The organism is Pseudomonas sp. 14A (assembly GCF_018132745.1).
GTDB classification, from domain to species: Bacteria; Pseudomonadota; Gammaproteobacteria; order Pseudomonadales; family Pseudomonadaceae; genus Aquipseudomonas; species Aquipseudomonas mercuritolerans.
Genome location: NZ_JAGRQJ010000003.1, coordinates 261,888 through 281,472, shown reverse-complemented (window position 1 = coordinate 281,472; position 19,585 = coordinate 261,888). Strand labels below are relative to the sequence as shown.

18 protein-coding genes and 1 pseudogene are annotated in these 19,585 nt (G+C 60.6%); 8 read left to right on the top strand and 11 right to left on the bottom strand.

Annotation, left to right across the window (positions count from 1 at the left end):
* A complete protein-coding gene (locus PS14A_RS03925) occupies window positions 1-510 on the top strand; it encodes a DUF2165 domain-containing protein (RefSeq protein ID WP_137215462.1) in 510 nt (169 codons plus the stop codon).
* A gap of 18 nt (window positions 511-528) precedes the next feature.
* Here the strand turns inward: PS14A_RS03925 and PS14A_RS03920 are convergent, their stop codons facing one another.
* Window positions 529-1,431, bottom strand: coding sequence for a DMT family transporter (locus PS14A_RS03920; protein ID WP_212615358.1), 903 nt, complete (start codon window positions 1,429-1,431; stop codon window positions 529-531).
* 140 nt (window positions 1,432-1,571) lie between these two features.
* On the opposite strand from PS14A_RS03920, the gene PS14A_RS03915 reads away from it, so the two are divergent.
* Entirely contained in the window at window positions 1,572-2,447 is an 876-nt protein-coding gene (locus tag PS14A_RS03915; protein ID WP_212615357.1) for an AraC family transcriptional regulator, read from the top strand.
* A 200-nt stretch (window positions 2,448-2,647) separates the two neighbouring features.
* On the opposite strand, the gene PS14A_RS03910 is transcribed toward PS14A_RS03915, so the two are convergent.
* The 6 genes from PS14A_RS03910 to PS14A_RS03885 all read right to left on the bottom strand — a co-directional run bounded on the left by PS14A_RS03910 (window position 2,648) and on the right by PS14A_RS03885 (window position 9,055).
* Window positions 2,648-5,077 (bottom strand): TonB-dependent receptor, encoded by a 2,430-nt coding sequence (locus PS14A_RS03910; RefSeq protein ID WP_212615356.1) that lies wholly within the window; start codon window positions 5,075-5,077, stop codon window positions 2,648-2,650.
* Window positions 5,078-5,289: 212 nt separating this feature from the next.
* Window positions 5,290-6,279, bottom strand: coding sequence for a FecR family protein (locus PS14A_RS03905; protein WP_212615355.1), 990 nt, complete (start codon window positions 6,277-6,279; stop codon window positions 5,290-5,292).
* Window positions 6,276-6,842: an RNA polymerase sigma factor gene (locus tag PS14A_RS03900; RefSeq protein ID WP_212615354.1), complete on the bottom strand. Its 567-nt coding sequence runs from the start codon at window positions 6,840-6,842 to the stop codon at window positions 6,276-6,278. The genes PS14A_RS03905 and PS14A_RS03900 overlap by 4 nt, the downstream gene beginning before the upstream one ends.
* Window position 6,843: 1 nt before the next feature.
* Window positions 6,844-7,170, bottom strand: coding sequence for a DUF3325 domain-containing protein (locus PS14A_RS03895; protein ID WP_212615353.1), 327 nt, complete (start codon window positions 7,168-7,170; stop codon window positions 6,844-6,846).
* The gene (locus PS14A_RS03890) at window positions 7,170-8,753 is read right to left on the bottom strand and encodes a PepSY-associated TM helix domain-containing protein (protein WP_212615352.1); all 1,584 of its coding nucleotides are present in this window, start codon (window positions 8,751-8,753) and stop codon (window positions 7,170-7,172) included. The genes PS14A_RS03895 and PS14A_RS03890 overlap by 1 nt, the downstream gene beginning before the upstream one ends.
* Window positions 8,750-9,055 carry a DUF3649 domain-containing protein gene (locus PS14A_RS03885; protein WP_212615351.1) on the bottom strand — a complete coding sequence of 102 codons (306 nt, stop codon included), beginning with the start codon at window positions 9,053-9,055 and terminating at the stop codon, window positions 8,750-8,752. Before PS14A_RS03885 ends, PS14A_RS03890 begins: the two co-directional genes overlap by 4 nt.
* Before the next feature lie 146 nt (window positions 9,056-9,201).
* Here PS14A_RS03885 and PS14A_RS03880 point away from each other — a divergent pair, with 146 nt between their 5' ends.
* From PS14A_RS03880 to fecA, 3 genes are all read left to right on the top strand, one after another.
* Window positions 9,202-9,732 (top strand): sigma-70 family RNA polymerase sigma factor, encoded by a 531-nt coding sequence (locus tag PS14A_RS03880; protein WP_249121153.1) that lies wholly within the window; start codon window positions 9,202-9,204, stop codon window positions 9,730-9,732.
* Window positions 9,729-10,661 (top strand): DUF4880 domain-containing protein, encoded by a 933-nt coding sequence (locus tag PS14A_RS03875; protein WP_212615350.1) that lies wholly within the window; start codon window positions 9,729-9,731, stop codon window positions 10,659-10,661. Before PS14A_RS03880 ends, PS14A_RS03875 begins: the two co-directional genes overlap by 4 nt.
* A 148-nt stretch (window positions 10,662-10,809) precedes the next feature.
* The gene (gene fecA / locus PS14A_RS03870; RefSeq protein WP_212615349.1) at window positions 10,810-13,143 is read left to right on the top strand and encodes a TonB-dependent Fe(3+) dicitrate receptor FecA; all 2,334 of its coding nucleotides are present in this window, start codon (window positions 10,810-10,812) and stop codon (window positions 13,141-13,143) included.
* Between the two features lie 482 nt (window positions 13,144-13,625).
* On the opposite strand, the gene PS14A_RS03865 is transcribed toward fecA, so the two are convergent.
* Together PS14A_RS03865 and PS14A_RS03860 are read right to left on the bottom strand one after the other, a co-directional pair.
* Window positions 13,626-14,033: an HPF/RaiA family ribosome-associated protein gene (locus tag PS14A_RS03865; RefSeq protein ID WP_130910818.1), complete on the bottom strand. Its 408-nt coding sequence runs from the start codon at window positions 14,031-14,033 to the stop codon at window positions 13,626-13,628.
* 200 nt (window positions 14,034-14,233) lie between these two features.
* Window positions 14,234-15,181, bottom strand: a complete 948-nt coding sequence (locus tag PS14A_RS03860) for a LysR substrate-binding domain-containing protein (protein ID WP_016771630.1) — start codon at window positions 15,179-15,181, stop codon at window positions 14,234-14,236.
* A gap of 135 nt (window positions 15,182-15,316) precedes the next feature.
* Here PS14A_RS03860 and PS14A_RS03855 point away from each other — a divergent pair, with 135 nt between their 5' ends.
* Entirely contained in the window at window positions 15,317-16,693 is a 1,377-nt protein-coding gene (locus tag PS14A_RS03855; RefSeq protein ID WP_137215471.1) for an L-serine ammonia-lyase, read from the top strand.
* Window positions 16,694-16,957: 264 nt separating this feature from the next.
* Window positions 16,958-17,275: a DUF3509 domain-containing protein gene (locus tag PS14A_RS03850; protein ID WP_016771632.1), complete on the top strand. Its 318-nt coding sequence runs from the start codon at window positions 16,958-16,960 to the stop codon at window positions 17,273-17,275.
* Here the strand turns inward: PS14A_RS03850 and PS14A_RS03845 are convergent.
* Window positions 17,272-17,772 (bottom strand): phosphate-starvation-inducible PsiE family protein, encoded by a 501-nt coding sequence (locus PS14A_RS03845; protein WP_016771633.1) that lies wholly within the window; start codon window positions 17,770-17,772, stop codon window positions 17,272-17,274. The two genes, PS14A_RS03850 and PS14A_RS03845, sit on opposite strands and share 4 nt — an antisense overlap.
* A 347-nt stretch (window positions 17,773-18,119) precedes the next feature.
* Here PS14A_RS03845 and PS14A_RS03840 point away from each other — a divergent pair.
* Window positions 18,120-18,359 (top strand): annotated as a pseudogene (locus PS14A_RS03840) (YebG family protein); the annotation flags it as partial.
* Window positions 18,360-18,543: 184 nt separating this feature from the next.
* On the opposite strand, the gene PS14A_RS03835 reads toward PS14A_RS03840, so the two are convergent.
* Entirely contained in the window at window positions 18,544-19,563 is a 1,020-nt protein-coding gene (locus tag PS14A_RS03835; RefSeq protein WP_130910820.1) for a Glu/Leu/Phe/Val dehydrogenase dimerization domain-containing protein, read from the bottom strand.
* Between the last annotated feature and the right edge of the window lie 22 nt (window positions 19,564-19,585).

Sequence of the window (19,585 nt, the reverse complement as noted above, 5' to 3'; positions counted from 1 at the left end):
GTGAACACCCTGACCACCGACAAACTCATTCGTTACAGCAAAGTCATCCTGATGGCTTATATAAGTTTCTTTGGCCTGCTGGTGATGATCCACAACTTCACCGACTATGAGTCCAACTACACCTACGTTGCACACATCCTGAGCATGGACACTACCAACGCCAGTGAAAACATCATGTACCGGGCGATCGATTCGCCGATGATCCATCACCGGATCTATTGGTTCATCATCACCATGGAAGTGACTTATACGGTGCTCTGCCTGATCGGCACTTACCAGTTATATCGCTACATCGACGCATCAGCAGCGCAGTTTCATGAAGCCAAGAAATTTTCGATCATGGGCATATTGGTCGCCATTTTCATTTATTACGTATGCCTGCAAACGGTCGGTGTCGAATGGTTCGACATGGACACTTCGCAATCCTGGAATGCCAAGGACTGGGCAAGACACATTGTCGACTTCGTCTTCCCGGCAATGATTTACATCACTTTGAAAGTCGAGCGCTGACTATCAGCGCTCGAGTTATCAAGCCAACTTCCCATGCCCGGCAGGCACCAACGCTTTGGGTTTACGGAACACCAACACGTTGCCCAGCATCACCAGCACCAGCCCGACCAACGCCGGTGCTGTCCATTGATATCCTTCGGCAAACGCCGACACGTTCAGCGCCACCACCGGGAACAGCACCGTGCAATAAGCCGCCCGCTCCGGCCCCATGCGCCCGACCAGCGTGAGATAGGCAGTGAAGCCGATCACCGAGCCGGGAATCACCAGATACAACAGCGCCCCGACATAACGGGGCGACCAGTCCATGTCGAAGGGGATGCCTTTGAACAGACACCACACCGTCAGCATCGCCGCGCCATAAGCCATGCCCCAGGCGTTGGTGGTCAGCGGTCGGAGGCCGGCCTTCTGTTGCAGACTCGATAACATGTTGCCCGCCGAAAAACACAGGGTGCCGCATAATGCCAATCCAAGGCCGAGCAGGGTTTGCGGACTGGCCTGATGCCCGCCCAGTTCCGGCCAGAACAACAGCCCCAGACCCGACAGCCCCAACGCACCGCCCAGCAACACATTGCGGGCAATGCGCTGGCCGAAGAACACCCGCGCATTCAGGGCGTTCCACAGTGTTGCCGTGGAAAACACCACCGCCACCAGCCCGCTGGGAATCCACTGGCTGGCCGTCAGAAAGCACATGAAGTTCACGCAGAACAGGCACAAACCCTGTGCCACGCAGATCAAATGGCCACGGCGGTTCATCGGTTGCAGGCGTCGGCTGAGCAGCAACAACGCAAACAACACCAACGCCGCGAGGCCGAAGCGATAGACAATCGACACAGGGATTTCGACCACGCCCAATTGCCATTTCAAGGCAATCCAGGTGGTGCCCCAGATCAGCACGGTCAGCAGGTACAACGACAGGTTCATGGCACACACTCCTTAAGCAGGCCTTGAGTGTCTGCCTCGGGCGTCATTCGGCGCTTGCACAATCTTGCGCTTTTGTCTGGCGGCAGGCTGGCAGCGCTGCGTCTACGGAGTAGGATGCAAGGCGTTGGAGAGAACCGAACATGGCCGCTATCGATACCCTGCAAGTCTTTCAAGCCCTCAACCGCTCGCCGAATGCACGCCTTGTGCACAGCGCCGAGCTCGGTGACGGCATGTCTGCGGCCTTGTGGACCAACCACCACGATGCCCAGGAATACGAAGCGCCAAGTCATCACACGCTGTCGTGCTACGTCGCCGGCGGCACCGGCACCTTCCGTCGTGGCCAGCCGGGCCGCAAGGGCGGGCCGGACAAGCTGTGCATCCTGCCGGCCGATCATGAATCGGGCTGGGTGATCAATGGCGATATCCGTCTGGCGCACCTGTATTTCAGCGCCGAACAATTCGCCCTCGGTTGCGTCACTTTGCTCGATCGCGAACCACGCGAGATGCAATTACGCGAGCAGACCTTTCTCGAAGATCCGCAGCAGGCGCAGCGCTTCCGGCAATTGCTGAATCTGAACTGGCAAGAGCCGGCCGAGCGCTTGCTGACCAGCAGCCTCGCCCATGAATTGATCAGCCACACCTTGCTCAGCCAGGTGGGCGCACGACAGGGCCTGCGCCTTAAGGGCGGGCTGGCGCCGCATCAGCGCCGACAATTGGTGGAGTTCATCGACAACCAGTTGAGCGAAGCCATCAGCCTGGGACAACTGGCCGGATTGTGTGCGCTGTCGGAATATCACTTTGCGCGGATGTTCCGCGTCAGCTTCGGGCTACCGCCGCACCAGTACGTGCTGGCGCGGCGCTTGAACCGGGCGCGGGAATTGTTGCGCGGCACGGCGTTGCCGCTTGGCGAAATTGCGCTGGCGTGCGGGTTTGCCAGTGCCAGTCATTTCACTAATCGGTTCAGGCAGGTTTTGGGTGGGACGCCGGGAGAGTATCGGCAGGCGTTTTTGCGTTGACCCCTTTTCCCCTCACCCCAGCCCTCTCCCGGAGGGAGAGGGGGCCGACCGAGGTGTCTCGCACTGTACGTCGACCTGAAACACCGAATCGATTATGGATTCAAAGCAACACATTCAAGTCGGTGTACCTCTGGAATATCCCACGGTCAGTCCCCTCTCCCTCCGGGAGAGGGCTAGGGTGAGGGGCTTTTGATCTTGCCTCAAAACTCCAGAGTGCTGGAAAGCGAAACCTGCCGCGAATCCCCCATCGACACAAAGAAGCGGCTCGCCGACGAGGTGTAATAGGTGCGATCGAACAGGTTCTTCACGTTCAACTGAAACTTGACCTTCTGCCCTTCGACTTTTGTGTCGTAAGTGGCAAACGCATCAGCCACCGTGTAGCTCGGCAGGTCAAAATCATTCACCGCATTGCCTGCGCGTTCGCCGACGTACCGCGCACCGGCACCGACACGCAACTGATCACCACCAAACACACTGCCGAAGTCATACACTGCCGACAGCGAGCCGGAATTCTTCGCTACGTTTTGCAGGCGCTTGCCTTTGTATTCCGGGTCTTCGGTGACTTCGGCATCGGTGTAGGCGTAGCTGCCGATCAGGTTCCAGTGCTCGCTGAGTTGCCCGCTCAGGTCAACTTCCAGCCCGCGTGAACGCACCTCGCCTGCCGCACTGTAAATCGTTGTCGGGCCTTCGGAGTTGGCCACCAGCACGTTGCGTTTCTTGATGTCGAACAGCGCGATATTGCCGGTGATGCTGCCGGGCATATCCAGCCGCGCCCCCAGCTCCCACGACTTGGCTTCTTCTGGCGCAATGCTGCCGTCGAGCACGGTACTGCTGCCGCTCAGGGGGGCGATGGTCGAGTTGGGTTTGAACGATTCGGTGTAGCTGCCGTAGAACGACAGCGCGTCGGTGTAGCGATACACCAGCCCTGCGCGCGGCACCCACTTCTGCCCGTTGCTGTCGGTATTGGCCTTGAACGGCACGCCTTTGCCAGCGTACTGGTCGTACTCCTGAAAACGGCCGCCAGCGACCAGAATCCACTGCTCGTTGAGGTGAATCGAATCCTGCAGGAACAGCGAATCGCTGCGCAGTTTGTCGGTCTGCGCGCTGTCGGGCGCACTCACCGTAGTGCCCATCACTTCGCGACCATAGACCGGATTGAGATAGCTGAACGTGGTCAGGCTTTTCTGCCGGATCAGATCTTCGCGGTAGATCTTGCGGTATTCATCATCAACGCCGAACACCAGATCATGCTGCATGCCCAGCACATTCACTTTGCCTTCAAGGCTGGCGGTGGTGAAACGATCGGTGCTGATCGCGTTCTGGGTACCGTCCATGCTGCGGGTCAGTGTGCCTTTGTTGGTATCGATCGCCGTCACGCGGACTTGGCTGGCGTCGTAGGTTTCACGGTTCCAGCTGTAGCCGAAGTGAGCTTTCCAGTCGTCGTTGAGTTCGTGGTCGGCTTCGAAATGGTAGAGGTCCGAGCGCCCTTCCATGTCGTTGAACGGCTCATCGAGACGCTGCTTGCGCGAGATATCCAGCGGATGATTGGTGCGCGGATCGATCAAGGTGCCACGGTCGAACGGCGTGAGAAATTCGCGGTGTTCGTAGGCGAACAACAGCTTGGTGCGCTCGCCGTACCAGGCCAGCGACGGTGCGATCAGCGTCTCGCGGTGGGTGCCGAAGTTGCGCCAGTAATCTTCGTCTTCATGATCGACGACCATGCGATAAGCGAAGCCGGAATCGCCCAGCGCCCCGGTGCTGTCGAAGGCGCCGCCGCTGCCGTTCTTGCCGTCACCGTAGCTCGAACCGCGCACGGTCACGGCGTTGTACTGGGTCAGTTCCGGCTTCTTGCTGACCAGGTTGACCACGCCACCCGGATCCTGAATCCCGTAGAGCAACGAGGCCGGGCCCTTGAGCACTTCGACGCGATCCACGGTCGCGTTCATGCCACGGCCCTGCACCAGCGGCATGCCGTCGCGCATGATCGAGCCGTTGCGGTTGTCACCGAAACCGCGAGTCATCACCGAGTCTTGGGTACTGCCCAAGGTGTTGCCCTGGGTGATGCCGCTGACATTGGCCAGCGCGTCGTCGAGATTGCGCGGCGCCTGATCGCGAATGACCTGCGCCGGGATGACATTGACCGTCTGCGGAATTTCTTGCAGCGACGCCGATGAGCGCATCACCGAACTGGTTTCCGGTGGCTGATAACTCATTGATTCGTCGCGCGTGGACGTGATGGTGGTGGCGCCGAGATTGAGCGCGCCTGCGGTCGGCATCGGCTCCAGCGCCAGGGTATGACTGTCGGTGCGGCGAAAGCTCAGGCCGGAGTTGCCGAGCAGGCGTTGCAGGGCCTGTTCGGCGCTCATCTGGCCGTTGACTGCCGGAGCATTGAAGCCGTACGGCGCTTCGTCGGTGTAGACCACGCTCTGCCCGGTCACGCGGCTGAAGTCGCTCAGGGCCTGCGGCAACGGTTTGGCGGCGAGGGCAAAATTGAATTGCTGTTGCGCCTGACTGCCCACCGCTTCTGCCGCCAGCGCGATACTCATCGGCAGCAATGCCAACGCGGAAAAACTCAATGCCGACACGCTAAACCACTGTTTGACCGAACCGGATTTTGCCCTGGACTTCATTGCTCAATGACCTGTGTAGAACCGCAACGGATGCGAATGGCTCGCAGTTTCAGTCACTACACGGATGGGGCTCGGGGTTACCTCACCTTTAATTTGAAAATATTTTTCGGGGAATTTGTTGCCTGGGCTGACGCCTTCGCGGGCAGGCCCGCTCCCACCTTTGGAATGCGTTCCCTGTGGGAGCGAGCCTGCTCGCGAAGAGGCCGGCAGCCTTAGCGCAGAATAATCAGCTGCCCCAACACCCGATGCTGCTCAAACCCCAACACTCCCTGCAACGAATTGAGCACCGCCTGCGGGTCCTTGCTCGGAAAGCTGCCGCTGACCTTGCGCGCCGCCAGCTCATCGTTGAGCAGCACAATCCGCCCCGGGTAATAGCGGCGCAGATCCTCGACGACTTCGGCCAGCGTGGTCTTGTAGTAGGTCAGCCAACCCTGACGCCAGGCCAGTTGCGCTTCACTGTCCACGGCAAGCAGTTTTTCCGCAGTGCCGTCGGCATAAGCAACTTGCTGACCAGCAGTGAGAATCTGTTGTTGACCGTGCTCGTCCGCCGTCACCGCGACACGTCCGGACAACACCGTCACTTGCGCGCCATGAGGTTGCCGCCGTACTTCGAACTGCGTGCCGAGCACCCGCGCCTCGCCCTGTTCCGCCGCCACCACAAACGGATCGCCAGTGTGAGTGACGCTGAAGAAAGCAGCGCCTCTGATCAATTTCACGCGGCGCTGGCCATGACTGAAATCCACAGCAATCGCGCTGTCGGCATCCAGCGTCACTTGCGACTGATCGGCCAGTGTCACCGTGCGAATTTCGCCAGGCGTGGAGACATGATCGGCGCGCAGATCGTCGAGCCAGCGCTGCGCCTGCCACCCCGTGCCGAGGCTGACCATCAGCAGCAGACACGCGGCCAGCGCCAGCGCGCCCGACCAACGCAAAATCGGCGAGCGACGCGGGGCGTCCATCGCCTGCAGATAACCTTGCAGCGCGAGCGCATCTTCATCGGCCAGCGTGCGCGCGGGGCTTTCGCTGAGTTCCCAGATCACCTGCGCCTGCGCATACGCTTGGGCATGAGCCGGATCGGCGCGCAGCCATTGGCTGAAGGTGAGCTGATCGCCAGTGCTCGGGCGGTCATGCAACAGGCTCAGCCAGGCCAGCGCGGCCTGCTCCTGGGCCGGTGTCGGCGTGATCGGGTCTGATGGCTTCACGGTGCTTTCCCTGGCAGGCGTGGCGCGGGGTCGCGCAGGCTGGCCTTGCAGGCCTCGAGGGCGCGCATCATATGTTTTTCCACGGCACTTTGGGACAGGCCAATGGCCTTGGCGATCTCGGCGTACTTGCGTCCGTGAATGCGATTGAGCAGAAAGATCTGCCGGGTACGCTCGGGCAAGGCGCGCAATGCTGCTTCGACGTGGCGCAGATCGTTGCCCGCTTCCAGCGCGGCCTGAGGCTCACTGCCGTGGCTGTCGGGTTCGTCCGGCTGCCAGCCTTCGTTGACCCGCGTGCGCGTGCCTTCACTGCGCAAATGATCGATGGCGATGTTGCCGGCGCAGCGCAGCAGATAAGTGCTGAGCTCTTCGACCTGGACCAGCGGCCGCCGCCAGAAGCGCAAAAACAGATCCTGGACCAGGTCCGCCGCCGTCGCCCGACAACCGACGCGCCGATTCACCAGCGCCTCCATTTGCGCACGCTGGGACAGAAACACCTGAAGAAAATGCGCACGCGCGCCACGCGCTTCATCGTCACGCGATTCCGGCGGCAGACCCATCAGCACTTCAGCCCTGCGCCCAGGCGGCGACCGGGCTCGCCAGCAGGCTCAACCCGGCCAGGGCCATGGCCAGACGCGGGCGATACGGCAGCAACAGCACCAATGCCAAAGCGCTGAGCATCAGCACCGCGAACCAGTCGACCAGACCGAAACTCCAGCCACTGGCCGCGACCGCCGCCCACAGCGAAAGCGCCAGCAACAGCCATCCCGCCAACGCCAGACCCTGACGGCGGCGCGTCGACGGTTTGGCGCCGAGCAATTCGGCGTGATGACGTGGCATCGACAGGCACAACGCGGTGAAGCCGGCATAGGTGAGCAACAGGGCCAGCAGCATCAGTTGGCCCCCTGTTCGACTGTGATCGAGCGAGGCGAGGACTTTGTTTTGCCGACGCTGACGCGGTTGCCCGAACGCTGCATCTTGCGCGCAGCCCAGCCGAGGAAAAGCCCGGTCGCAAGGCAGGTCAGATCAAATCCTGCCAGTGCCCAATCACGCTGCATCAGGCTGGCGCCAAGATTCCACGGCGTAGTCAGCGCATTGATCAGCGGCACCGCGATAAACAGCGCAGCGCCGAGCGTCAGCTGTTCGATCCAGGCCTTGCGTCCCGGACGCAACACCGCATGCACCACGCTCAGGCCCCAGGCTATGAAGAATGCATTCACTTCCCAATCGGCCCGCGCTGCCAGACTCACCGGCAGCAGTCGATTGGCCAAAAAGAACACCGCCACCGCCGATACCAGGCCGGCCATGCTGGCGATATTCAGCACCTCGACCAAGCGCAATTCGAACGGCAGCGCCGCGCTTTTCACGTGCTTGAGCTGCCGCTTGCCGAGCCAGATCACCAGCCCGGTGCCAATCATCGCCGTGCCGGCCAATCCGCAAACGAAATACAGCCAGCGCAACAGCGGCCCGGCGAAATGGCCCATGTGCAAACCGTAAAACGCGCCACCCACCGCCATCGCTACGGGTTGATCGGGTGTACTGCTCAGAAGCTGCCCGGTGACGCCGTTGAACGTCACCGCCCGGCCGAAATCATGCACCACCCGATCGCCCGCGCGGGACAGCACCACCGTGGCGCTGGCATCGCCCGGATTGCTCACCGACAGGCGCGCGGTGTGGCCGCCCGACCATTGCTCGCTGGCCTTGGCCAGTAGCGGCGCCATGGCGGTCAGCGGTGCGGCGACATCGGCGCGCTCGGGCGTCTTCGAGGCGGGAAAGACTTCGTCGTAGAACTTGCGCACGTCGCTGCCGTAAGAGGCAACGATGCTCGCCGGCATAACCATCGACATGAAAATCACCAGGCTGCTGTAAGTGATCATCAAGTGAAACGGCAGCACCAGCACACCCACGGCGTTATGCCCGTCGAGCCAGGAACGCTGGCCCTTGCGCGGGCGGAAGGTGAAGAAGTCCTTGAAGATTTTCTTGTGGGTGATGATGCCGCTGATCAACGCAACGAACATCACCATTGCGGCGATGGTCGCCAGCCAGCGCCCCCACGGGTAAGGCATCTGCAACTGGAAGTGGAAACGGTAAAAGAACTCGCCGCCCATGCTTTCGCGGCCCTGCACCTCGGCCCCGGTCTGAGCGTCGAGAGTTCGGGATTCGAAGCGGCCGCGCTCGCCGGGTTTGCCCGGCGCCTGTTGCCAGCGCACCGTCAGGCCGGGGTCGCGGGCATCGGGCAAATCGATCAGCCAGCGCGAGGCACCGGTGGCGTGTTGCTGCAGATAATCTTGCGCCAGCGCCAGACTCGCTTCGCTATCAAGCGAATGTGCAGCGATTTCCGGCTGCATCCAGTGGCTGATTTCATCTTTGAAATAAGCGAGCGTGCCGGTGAGAAAAATCGCGAACAGCAACCAGCCGAACACCAGCCCGGCCCAAGTGTGCAGCCATGCCATCGCCTGCCGGAAGCCCTCTTTCATGCCAGCCCCAGACCGCGCGCGGCACCGGAAACGGTGGCGAGAATCACGCTCGGCACCAGCAGGCCGACCCACGCCGACCACGCGCTGCGGCAGGCAAAGCACCAGAGCACGGCAACCAGATAGACCAGAAAGGACACAGTCATGCCAGTGACCACCGCTTCGGCGCGGTTCAGCGGCAGCCACAACGTCAGGGTGACACTGGCCAGCGCCGCGACCAGATAGCCGCCGAAAACCGCCGCCAGCACTCGTGAAGTGACGGCCAGACGATAGGACATGGGGAGCGTGGCGAGTTTGCCTTTCATGTTTCGACCCTGAAACGAAAAACGTTCGGCCGACAAGCCGAATCTACTGGTGAGCAATATTAATGATAAATATTCTCATACGCAAAAGCATCTGATTGCCGGACACTGTCGTCAGCCTCTACAATGCGAAACGTTCTTGTTCTCTAATGCACGTTCTCTACGCAAGTTTTGCGTCCGGAGTCATTTCGTTGCCGCCCGCCCATCCCGTCGAATCGCTCTACCACGCTCATCACAGCTGGCTCACCGGCTGGTTGCGGCGCAAGCTCGGCTGCCCGGACAGCGCGGCGGATCTGGCCCAGGACACGTTCATCAAGGTGCTGACCGCCCGCGACCCACCGCTGATCATCGAACCGCGCGCCTTCCTTACCACGCTGGCCAAGCGCGTGCTGTTCAATCATTACCGGCGCCAGGATGTGGAACGCGCCTACCTCGAGACGCTGGCGCAAATGCCGGAAATGGTCGCGCCGTCGGAAGAGCACAAAGCGATCATCCTGCAGACGCTGGTCGAACTCGATGAGCTGCTCGACGGTTTGCCGCGCCAGGTCAAACGCGCATTCCTGCTCGCTCAGGTCGATGGTCTGACTTATCCACAGATCGCCGCAGAACTGGGAATCTCGGTGGCCACGGTCAAACGCCATTTGAACAAAGCGGCCATGCGCTGCTATTTCGCTTTATGAATCGCACCCCGGATTTCTCCGCGCAGGTCGCCGAACAGGCGGTGCACTGGCTGCTGGAAATGCAGCAGGGCACGCTGAGCCCGCGCCAACAACAGGCCTGGCAACAATGGCTGGATGCACACAGCGAACACCGCCGGGCGTGGGAACACATGCAACGGGTCAACCAGCGCCTACGCGGCGTGTCGTCGCCGTTGGCCCACGCCGCGTTGAACGGACCGAAGTCCGGCAGCCGCCGTCAGGCGCTGAAAATGTTGCTGATTCTCGGTGCCGGCTCAGCGGCGACCTGGGGCATGCGCGAGCACACGCCACTGCCGTCGCTGCTCGCCGATTACCGCACGCCGGTCGGCCAGCGGCGCAAGATCGGCTTGGGCGGTGCCGATTCGTTACAGCTCAATACCGCCAGCTCGGTTGATGTTGATGGTGCGCAGCGGTTGATTCGTCTGCTCGAGGGCGAAATGCTGTTGAGCGCTGCAAATCCGTTCGAAATACGCACAGCACACGGCGTGCTGAAAACCCAAGATGTGCGCCTCAATGTGCGGCAGTTTGTTGATCGCACGCAGATCGCCCTGTTTGAAGGACGTGTCGAACTCATCGCCGAGCACCGCGCGCCGATGCTACTGCCGGTCGCGCGGCAGTTGAGTTTTACGGCCAGCTCCGTCAGCGCGGCCAAACCACTGGACGCCAACAGCGGTGCCTGGACTGACGGCATGCTGGTCGCCGCCCATATGCGCCTCGGCGATTTCCTCGAAGAGCTTGGCCGTTATCGTCGTGGGCAGCTGCGGTGCGACAGCAAGGTTGCCGATCTACTGATTTCCGGGACGTATCCGCTGGATGACAGCGAGCGGATTCTTGACCTGTTGCAGATCAGTCTGCCGGTGCAAGTGAAGCGCTTTACCCGTTATTGGGTGAGCGTCGAAGCGCGGGGTTGAACAGCAAGATCAAAAGATCGCAGCCTTCGTGTAGGAGCTGCCGAAGGCTGCGATCTTTTGATTGTGAAAAAATAAATGAGCCGTTTTTCAGATCTGGCGTGACAGAGAAGGAAAGCCCCCTTGATTCCACCTTCTCAGGATCATCCACATGCAGCCCACCCGTCTTACGCCACTGGCCCGCAGCCTGCGCAATCTTCTGCTCGGCGCCAGCCTGAGTTTCACCGCCCTGCCCGCTGCGCTGGGCGCCGAGGCCAAGGTTTATCACATCGCCCCGGCGTCGCTGGAAACCGCGCTCAACCAGTTTGGCCGTGAAGCCGGCGTGCTGATTTCCTTCGGCTCGCAAGTTACCAGCGGCGTGCAAAGCCGTGGTCTGGAAGGCAATTACACCACGCAGCAAGGCCTCGATGCCTTGCTCGAAGGCACCGGCCTGCAAGCCCGCGCCGAAGGCGACAATGCCTTCAGCCTGCAACCGCTGGCTGACGCGGCGCTGGAGCTGGGCACCTCGACCGTGGTCGGCGACTGGCTCGGCGATGCGGCGCAGATCAACGTCTTCGAACACCCGGGCGCGCGCGATGTGATCCGCCGCGAAGAATTCGAACGCCAGGGCGCGACCCAGGCCCGCGATGTGCTCAATCGCATCCCCGGTGTGAATGCGCCGGAGAACAACGGCACGGGCAGCCATGATATGGCGCTGAACTTCGGCATTCGCGGTTTGAATCCGCGCCTGGCCGCACGCTCGACAGTGCTGATGGACGGCATCCCGGTGCCGTTCGCGCCGTATGGTCAGCCGCAGTTGTCGTTCGCGCCGATCAGCATGGGCAACATGGATGCGGTGGACGTGGTGCGCGGCGGCGGCGCGGTGCGTTATGGCCCGCAGAACGTCGGCGGCGTGGTCAACTTCGTGACCCGGGCGATTCCCGACGAGCCAACGGTCAAGGGCGGTTTGCAGACTGAAACCAGCCCATCGTCGAGCCACGACGGTTTCAAGACCAGCGCCAATCTGCTGGCCGGCGGCACCAACGCCAACGGCCTCGGTGGTGCGCTGTTGTACTCCGGCACCCGTGGCGGTGACTGGCGCGAACACAGCGATACCGAGATCGACGACCTGATCCTCAAGGGCAAGTACCAGCTCGACGAGGCCAACAGCTTCAACGCCATGGCCCAGTATTACGAAGGCAAGGCCGACATGCCCGGCGGTCTCAACGTCGCCGATTACGATGCCGATCCGTATCAATCGACGCGGCCGAAAGACCAGTTCTGGGGGCGCCGCACGATGTTCAACTTCGGCTATCGCTATCAGCAGGATCGCCGCGAATTCACCGCCAACACCTTCTTCACCAAAACCCTGCGCAGCGGTTATCTGGACCAGGGCACATTCCTTTCGTTGTCGCCGCGCGAGTATTGGGTACGTGGTCTGGAAACCCGTTTCGCCCAAGGCTTCGATCTGGGTCCTAGCAGCCACGAAGTCGGCGTCGGCTACCGCTACATCAACGAGGCCGGCCACGAACTGCGTTATCGCACGCCGATCAGCGCCAACGAATACCCGACCACCAGCAGCCGCAACGACCGCGACACTCGCGGTGGTACCGAGGCCAACGCATTCTTCGTCGATGACCGCATCGACATCGGCAAATGGACCATCACTCCGGGCGTGCGCTACGAGATGATCGAGTCGCAACAGACCAACAACCTGACCAACGTCAAATACAAGGGCGACTACAACACCGCGCTGCCGGCGCTGAACGTGCTTTATCACCTCACCGACAGCTGGAACCTGTATGCCAACACCGAAGGCTCGTTCGGCAGCGTGCAATACAGCCAGATGCCCAACCGCGTGAGCAGTGGCGAAGTGAAACCGGAAAAGGCGCGCACCTGGGAACTCGGCACGCGCTACGACAACGGTGCCCTGCGCGCGGAAATCGGCGCGTTCCTGATCAACTTCGACAACCAGTATGAAAGCAACCAGACCAACGACTCGGTGATCGCTCGCGGCGAAACCCGCCATCAGGGCATCGAGACCAGCGTCAATTACGCGCTCGACGACTTGAGCCCGGCGCTGGCCGGTTTCGATGTCTACGCCAGTTATGCCTATGTCGACGCAACCATCCGCGAGGACGGGCCGAACAAAGGCAACCGCGTGCCGTTTTCCTCCAAACACAAAGGCACGATCGGCGTCGGTTATACCGAAGGGCCATGGAAGCTGAATCTGGACAGCAGCTTCCAGAGCGACCAGTTTGCCGACAATGCCAACACTTCGAAGGAAAGTGCCGACGGCAGCACCGGCAAGATCCCCGGTTACATGCTGTTCAGCAGCCGCGCCGGGTATGACTTCGGACCGCAGTTGTCTGATCTGAACGTGGCGGTAGGAGTGAAGAACATCTTCAACACGCAGTACTTCACACGCTCGTTCGATGACAACAACAAGGGCAAGTACGCGGGGGAGCCGCGGACGGTTTATGTGCAGACTTCGGTGGCGTTCTGACCGCAACCCATTGAAGATCAAAAGCCCCTCACCCTAACCCTCTCCCAGGGGGAGAGGGGACTGACCGAGGTGTATTTACGATTTGCGCTCGCCTGCAATATCGAGCCGAACGCTGGACTTGAAAACAACCGGAATCGGCCCCCTCTCCCAGACGGAGACGGAACTGACCGAGGTGTATTTACGATTTACGCTCGCCTGCAATATCGAGCCGAACGCTGGACTTGAAAACAACCGGAATCGGCCCCCTCTCCAGACGGAGAGGGAACTGACCGAGGTGTATTTACAATTTACGCTCGCCTGCAATATCGAGCCGAACGCTGGACTTGAAAACAACCGGGTTCGGCTCCCTCTCCCTCGGGAGAGGGCTGGGGTGAGGGGCTACGATCTCAAACCCTGCCGCGAAACAACCAACAGCCCAAACAAAAAAAACGGGCCTGCATCAGCAGGCCCGTTCTCCTTTGGTGACTTGTGAACTCAGCGCATCAACTGTTGATCGCTGCCTGTTCGTTCTCGTCGAATTCTTCCGCCAACAGCTTGTCGTTGGCCTTGCCGGTAAACGGCACTACAGCGGCGCGTGGCTTACCTCGCAGTTTGCCGAACAGGTGCTCCAGTGCGTGCTCAAGTTTTTCGGCAGCGCCGTCGATTGCCAGTTCCAGCGAATCGGCTTTGTGGGTCACGGAAATCGGTTGGTGGCCTTTTGGCCGCGCTTCCAGTTGGCAGCGCAAGTCATGGGGACCTGGTTTGTCACCGTTCTCGTCGCTCAGGTGGACTTCGACACGGGTCAGGTCTTCTTCATAACGTTCGAGCGTGCTCTCAATAGTTGTACGTACCCACTCCTCCAGTCGCTGACTACTTTGAATATGGTTATCGCTGTTGACTTGGATTTGCATAGTTCATCCCTTATTTCAGCTAGCTCGCTGGAGGCCTTGAAGTGAATTTCCTGACCTCCTGGTTACAACAATCGGCCCGACTGCCGAACATTTCAACCCCTGAAAAAAGAAAAATATTCATTCGCAAAAAAAGCCGGACAACCGAGCGAGGCGCTGTTAATGTCGGGAGTTGGGTCGACCCGCTCCGCAGAAAAATCTGCTCACATCTGCTGCTCATTCAGCGGGTGAAGACTGCGGAAAATTCCCGCCTCCTCCACCAGCCAGTCATGCACAGCGCGCACGCCCGGATGGCTCAACGCCCCCGGCGCATACAGCAGCACATAGCGTTTATGGTTGGGCACCGACAAGCCGAACGGCACGATCAACGTGCCGCGCTCCAGCTCATCGTTGAGCAACGTGCGCCGGGCAATCGCCACGCCCATGCCGGCGATCGCCGCTTCGATGGTCAGGTGATTGCGATTGAAAGTGTGGCCGCGTCGCACATCGGCGCCTTCGAAGCCGATCGCGTTCAAATAGAACTCCCATTCCGCGTATTCGTAACTGCCACGCCAGGCGGTGATGTCGTGCAGCAGCGGGAAATGCACCAGATCGGCCGGCCCGTGCAACGGCGGGCGGCCGCGCAGCAGGCTCGGCGCGCACACCGGAAATATCTGCTCGTCGAGCAAGGCTGTGGATAACAATCCGGGGTAACTGCCATCGTTGAGATCGATGGCCAGATCGAAATCGCCCTCATGCAGCGGCACGCTGCTGTCCTCGGCCACCAGGCGCAACTGGATATCCGGAAAGCGTTGCTGCAAGCGCGGCAGGCGCGGGGTCAGCCACTTGCCGAGAAACGACGGGATCGAACGCAACCGCAGAGTCCCGCTGATCATCCCCGCGTCGAGTCGGCGCAATTCGGCATCGATGCTGCCATAGGCTTCGTTGACGGTAATCGCCAGCCGCTGCCCCTGCGCACTCAACTCAACGCCCCGCGCGCGCCGATGAAACAGGCGAAAGCCCAGGCGTTCTTCCAATTGACGAATCTGCTGGCTGACCGCGCCCGGGGTGATGTGCAGCTCTTCGGCACAACGGGTGAACGACAGGTGCCGAGCGGCACAGGCAAATACCTGCAGCCAGACATAGGTCTGGGCATGCAATTGACGACTCATTGTTTAGTCCTGCTAAAGGCTGTCTTAGGAGGTTTCGTTGGTCACCTCGAACCGAGGCAGGCAGTATCGCCGACATTGCGCTTGTCCGACAAAAAATGGCAGCGATTCCTACTCCATTGCTTGTGAGGGTTTAGCATGGCTATCAGTGTTTTCGATCTATTCAAAGTCGGCATCGGCCCGTCCAGTTCCCATACCGTCGGTCCGATGCGCGCAGCGGCGACGTTTGCCCAGGCTTTGATCGATCAGCATCTGCTCAACGATGTGCGACGAGTTGAAATCCGTTTGTACGGTTCGCTGTCGGCCACCGGCATTGGCCATGCCACTGACCGCGCCACGGTCATGGGCCTGATGGGCGAGTGGCCGGACAGCATCGATCCTTCGACCATCGATCCACGCATCCAGCAACTGCGCGAAACCGGGCAACTGTCCCTAGCCGGTCAACGTGCAATTGCTTTTGACTGGCAGAGCGATCTGCTGCTGCTCGACGAGAGCCTGCCCTACCACCCCAACGCCATGTCGCTGAGCGCCTTTGGCGCAAGCGCCGAGCTGTTCACGCAAACCTATTACTCGGTGGGCGGCGGTTTCATCGTCGAAGCGGCTGAAGCCGAGTCTGGTGTGGCGCCAACCAGCGACGTGGTGTTGCCCTATGATTTTTCCAGCGCCGCCGAACTGCTCGCCCTGTGCAAACAACACAATCTGCGCGTGTCCGAACTGATGATGGCCAACGAGCGCGCCTGGCGCAGCGACGCCGAAATCCGTCACGGCCTGCTGCACATCTGGTCGGTGATGCGCGAGTGCGTCGAACAAGGTTTGCGCCACGAAGGCATCCTGCCCGGCGGTCTGAAAGTACCGCGTCGCGCAGCGAAACTGCACCGCAGCCTGTTGGAAATCGGCAAACCGAATGTGATCAGTTCGACTCTGTCGGCGATGGAATGGGTCAATCTGTTCGCTCTCGCCGTCAACGAAGAAAACGCTGCCGGCGGGCGCATGGTCACCGCGCCGACCAATGGTGCTGCCGGGATCATTCCGGCGGTTCTGCACTACTACATGAAATTCAATCCGGATGCGTCTGATGATGATGTCGTCGCGTTCTTTCTCGGCGCAGCCGCTGTCGGCATTTTGTGCAAGAAAAACGCCTCCATCTCCGGCGCCGAAGTTGGCTGTCAGGGCGAAGTCGGCTCGGCTTGCGCAATGGCCGCCGCCGGCCTGGCCGACGTCCTCGGCGCGACACCGGAGCAACTGGAGAACGCTGCCGAAATCGGCCTGGAACACAACCTCGGCCTGACCTGCGATCCGGTCGGTGGTCTGGTGCAAGTGCCGTGCATTGAGCGCAATGCCATCGCGGCGGTGAAGGCGATCAACGCCACGCAAATGGCCCTGCGCGGCGACGGCAATCACTTTATTTCCCTCGACCGGGTGATCCGCACCATGCGCGACACCGGCGCCGACATGCACGACAAATACAAGGAAACTTCACGAGGCGGGCTGGCGGTGAACTGGGTGGAGTGCTGATCGGCCTGATTGCACTGTCAGCGATCATCGGCCCATTCCTGCCCTGAAAACGCGCCATAAAAAACGGCGAGCCCCGAGGCTCGCCGTTTTTTTTCGCCGTGTTTATTGTTCGACAATTTTTCCGGCATGCCCCTTGCTATATCACCCTTGAGGCAAACGGACATTGCAAACCTCAGCGAACGAGATGCCAGTGGTCTGGTGTTGCGAACCAAATCAGATCATGGCCGGTCAACAACTGCACGTTCAATCAGGCGGTGACGCATCATGGACAACCCATTTCAAATCATTACCGATGCTTTCGCGCCGGACTATCAGATCAATCTGAGCATTCAGGGCCTGGACGGCAGCATCATGCTGACCCTGTCCAATGCCGGCCGCATCGTGGCCAAGCGCATGATCAGCGCCGAACAGCGCAACGATCCCGAGCGTTTGAAACGGCTGGTACAAAGCATCCAGTTTGGCATCGCCATCGAACAGGGCCACAGCGCCATGTCGATTCTCGAGGCCATGACCAGCGGCGCCGGGCTGACCCCGCCACCGCCACGCGTCAAAGGCCAGCCGGGCCAGGCGGCGGGTCTTTAGAGCTCGCCCTTCTCCACTTCCGGATGCTCGCTGGAGCCCGTGCCGATCTTGCGCTGCGGGTTCTCGATCTTCACGGAAGGGAATTGCGACGAAGCGTAACGCACCACCAGGATCGCGAACGCCAGCAGCAGAATGCCGCCGCACAGGTAGATGATGCCCATGTCCGGCGGGTTGTGGTGCGAGACGTTGGAGATCAGCAGGCGCGTCAGCGCGGTGATCGCAACGTAAATCAGAAAGCGCACCGGCATATGGTTGGTCTTGAAATAAATCCCGACCATCGCGCCCAGTTCCAGATAGATGAACAGCAACAGAATGTCATCGATCTTGATGTGCCCGACTTCGAGCATGCCGAGGAACTCCATCACCGCCGCCCACGCCGTCACCGCACCGATGGCGAACAGCGCCAGATAGTGGAAGGTTTCGACGAACAGGTTGCCCAGGGACTCGGCCAGTTGATGCACGTTACGCCGCAGTTTCTCGGCCCAGTTTATTTTCACGATGAGTTTCCTTAGCCCGTTTCGGGCGGATGATGCGTATCGCACGTGACGGTTTTGCGCGCGCGCCTTGTTGCAATGGTTTTCATGCAGGTTCAGGGCCACGCATCATGGCGATCCGCCGCAAATCCCGCGCCGTGGCGTTTGGTCGCAGGCTCGCGGCTTCGCACAATCCCCGTGGGAGCGAGCCTGCTCGCGAATAGCAGCCACACCGTCGCCCTGACAAACGCCAAATCCGGTCTACATTGAAAAGCCACTACCCATGGCGCAGGGATTCGCTTATCCTTTTCGCTGTATATGGATACAGTAGTCGTCAAGACAACTTAACGTGAAGGCATGTGAGGTGGTGAATGGCCGTCGAAGTGGTATACCGCAGCAGCCGAGATCTGGAGCGCTTGTTCATGGATAAAGCCGAAGCTGATCGTCATGACAAAATGCTCGAACTGGCCGAATATCTGGCCGATGTGCTGCAAAAAGCCGTTCCGTCCCTGACCGAACAGCAAGTGGAAGAAGCCGGGATCTACATGGCGAAGAATCGCGATGTGTTCGCCCGGGCGTTCAAGAGCCAGCCCGATGCGCTGTCGGAGCTGATCAACGCGCCGGCCGAGCCTGTCGAAAAAGCTGAAGCGGCAGAACCTGACGAGGCGCCGGCGAAGCCCGCCAAAGCAGCGAAAGCGCCGAAGTAATCAGAAAGATCGTCCGATCGCGGCCCGAGCCTTCGGCAGCTCCTGCATTCCGAGTGCAGGAGCTGCCGAAGGCTGCGATCTTTTGCTTTCAGCGATACAAAACCTTTTCCGCCAACTCATCCGCCACCCGCGCCGGCGAACGTTTTTCCGCCTGCGCGTGAGCGAAGACCTCCGTGAGCCGCGAACTGATCTTCGACAGATGAGCCGTAATCGTCGGCAACTCCTCGCCACGATGTTTAAGCGAAACGTAAATAAGCCCGCCGGCGTTGATCACATAATCCGGCGCGTAGAGAATCCCACGCCGTTCCAGTTGATCCGCCACATCCAGATGGGAAAGTTGATTGTTCGCCGAACCGGCCACAGCGGAACAGCGCAGTTGCGACACCGAGTGACTGTTGAGCACACCGCCCAACCCACAAGGCGCGAGAATGTCGCACGGCGTGCTGAGCAATGCGTCGTTGGCGATCGGGTGAGCATTGAGCTGCTCCATTGCCAGTTGCACCTTGCCGTGGTCGATGTCACTGACGAGCAACTCGGCGCCTGCCGCGTGCAGTTGCTCTGCCAGCGCAAAACCGACATTGCCAAGCCCCTGGATGGCAACGCGCAGACCTTCGAGGTTGTCGCTGCCCAGGCGCGCCATCGCCGTGGCGCGAATGCCGGTGAACACGCCCATGGCCGCGTGCGGTGCCGGATCGCCTGCCGAGGTGGTGCTGGTGACATGCCGCGTCTGTTGAGCAATGCAGTCCATGTCCGCCACTGAAGTGCCGCTGTCGATGGCGGTGATGTAGCGACCGTCGAGCTGCTCGATGCAACGGCCGAAAGCCTCGAACAACGCGGCGCGATTCTCGACATGGGCCGGGCGCACGATCACCGCCACCCCGCCGCCCTGCGCAAGGCCGGCGAGCGCCGCTTTGTAGCTCATGTTTTGCGCCAGGCGAATGGCGTCCTCGACCGCAGATTCGTCGTTGGGATAGGCAAGGTAACGGCACCCGCCCAGGGCTGGCCCCAGGCGACTGTCATGAATGGCAATGACCGCCTTCAACCCGGTGACCGGGTCCACGCTCAGGTGCAGCGATTCCAGGCGAGTGCTTTGCATGAGAGCGAACATCGACAGGCTCCCGAATCACTTC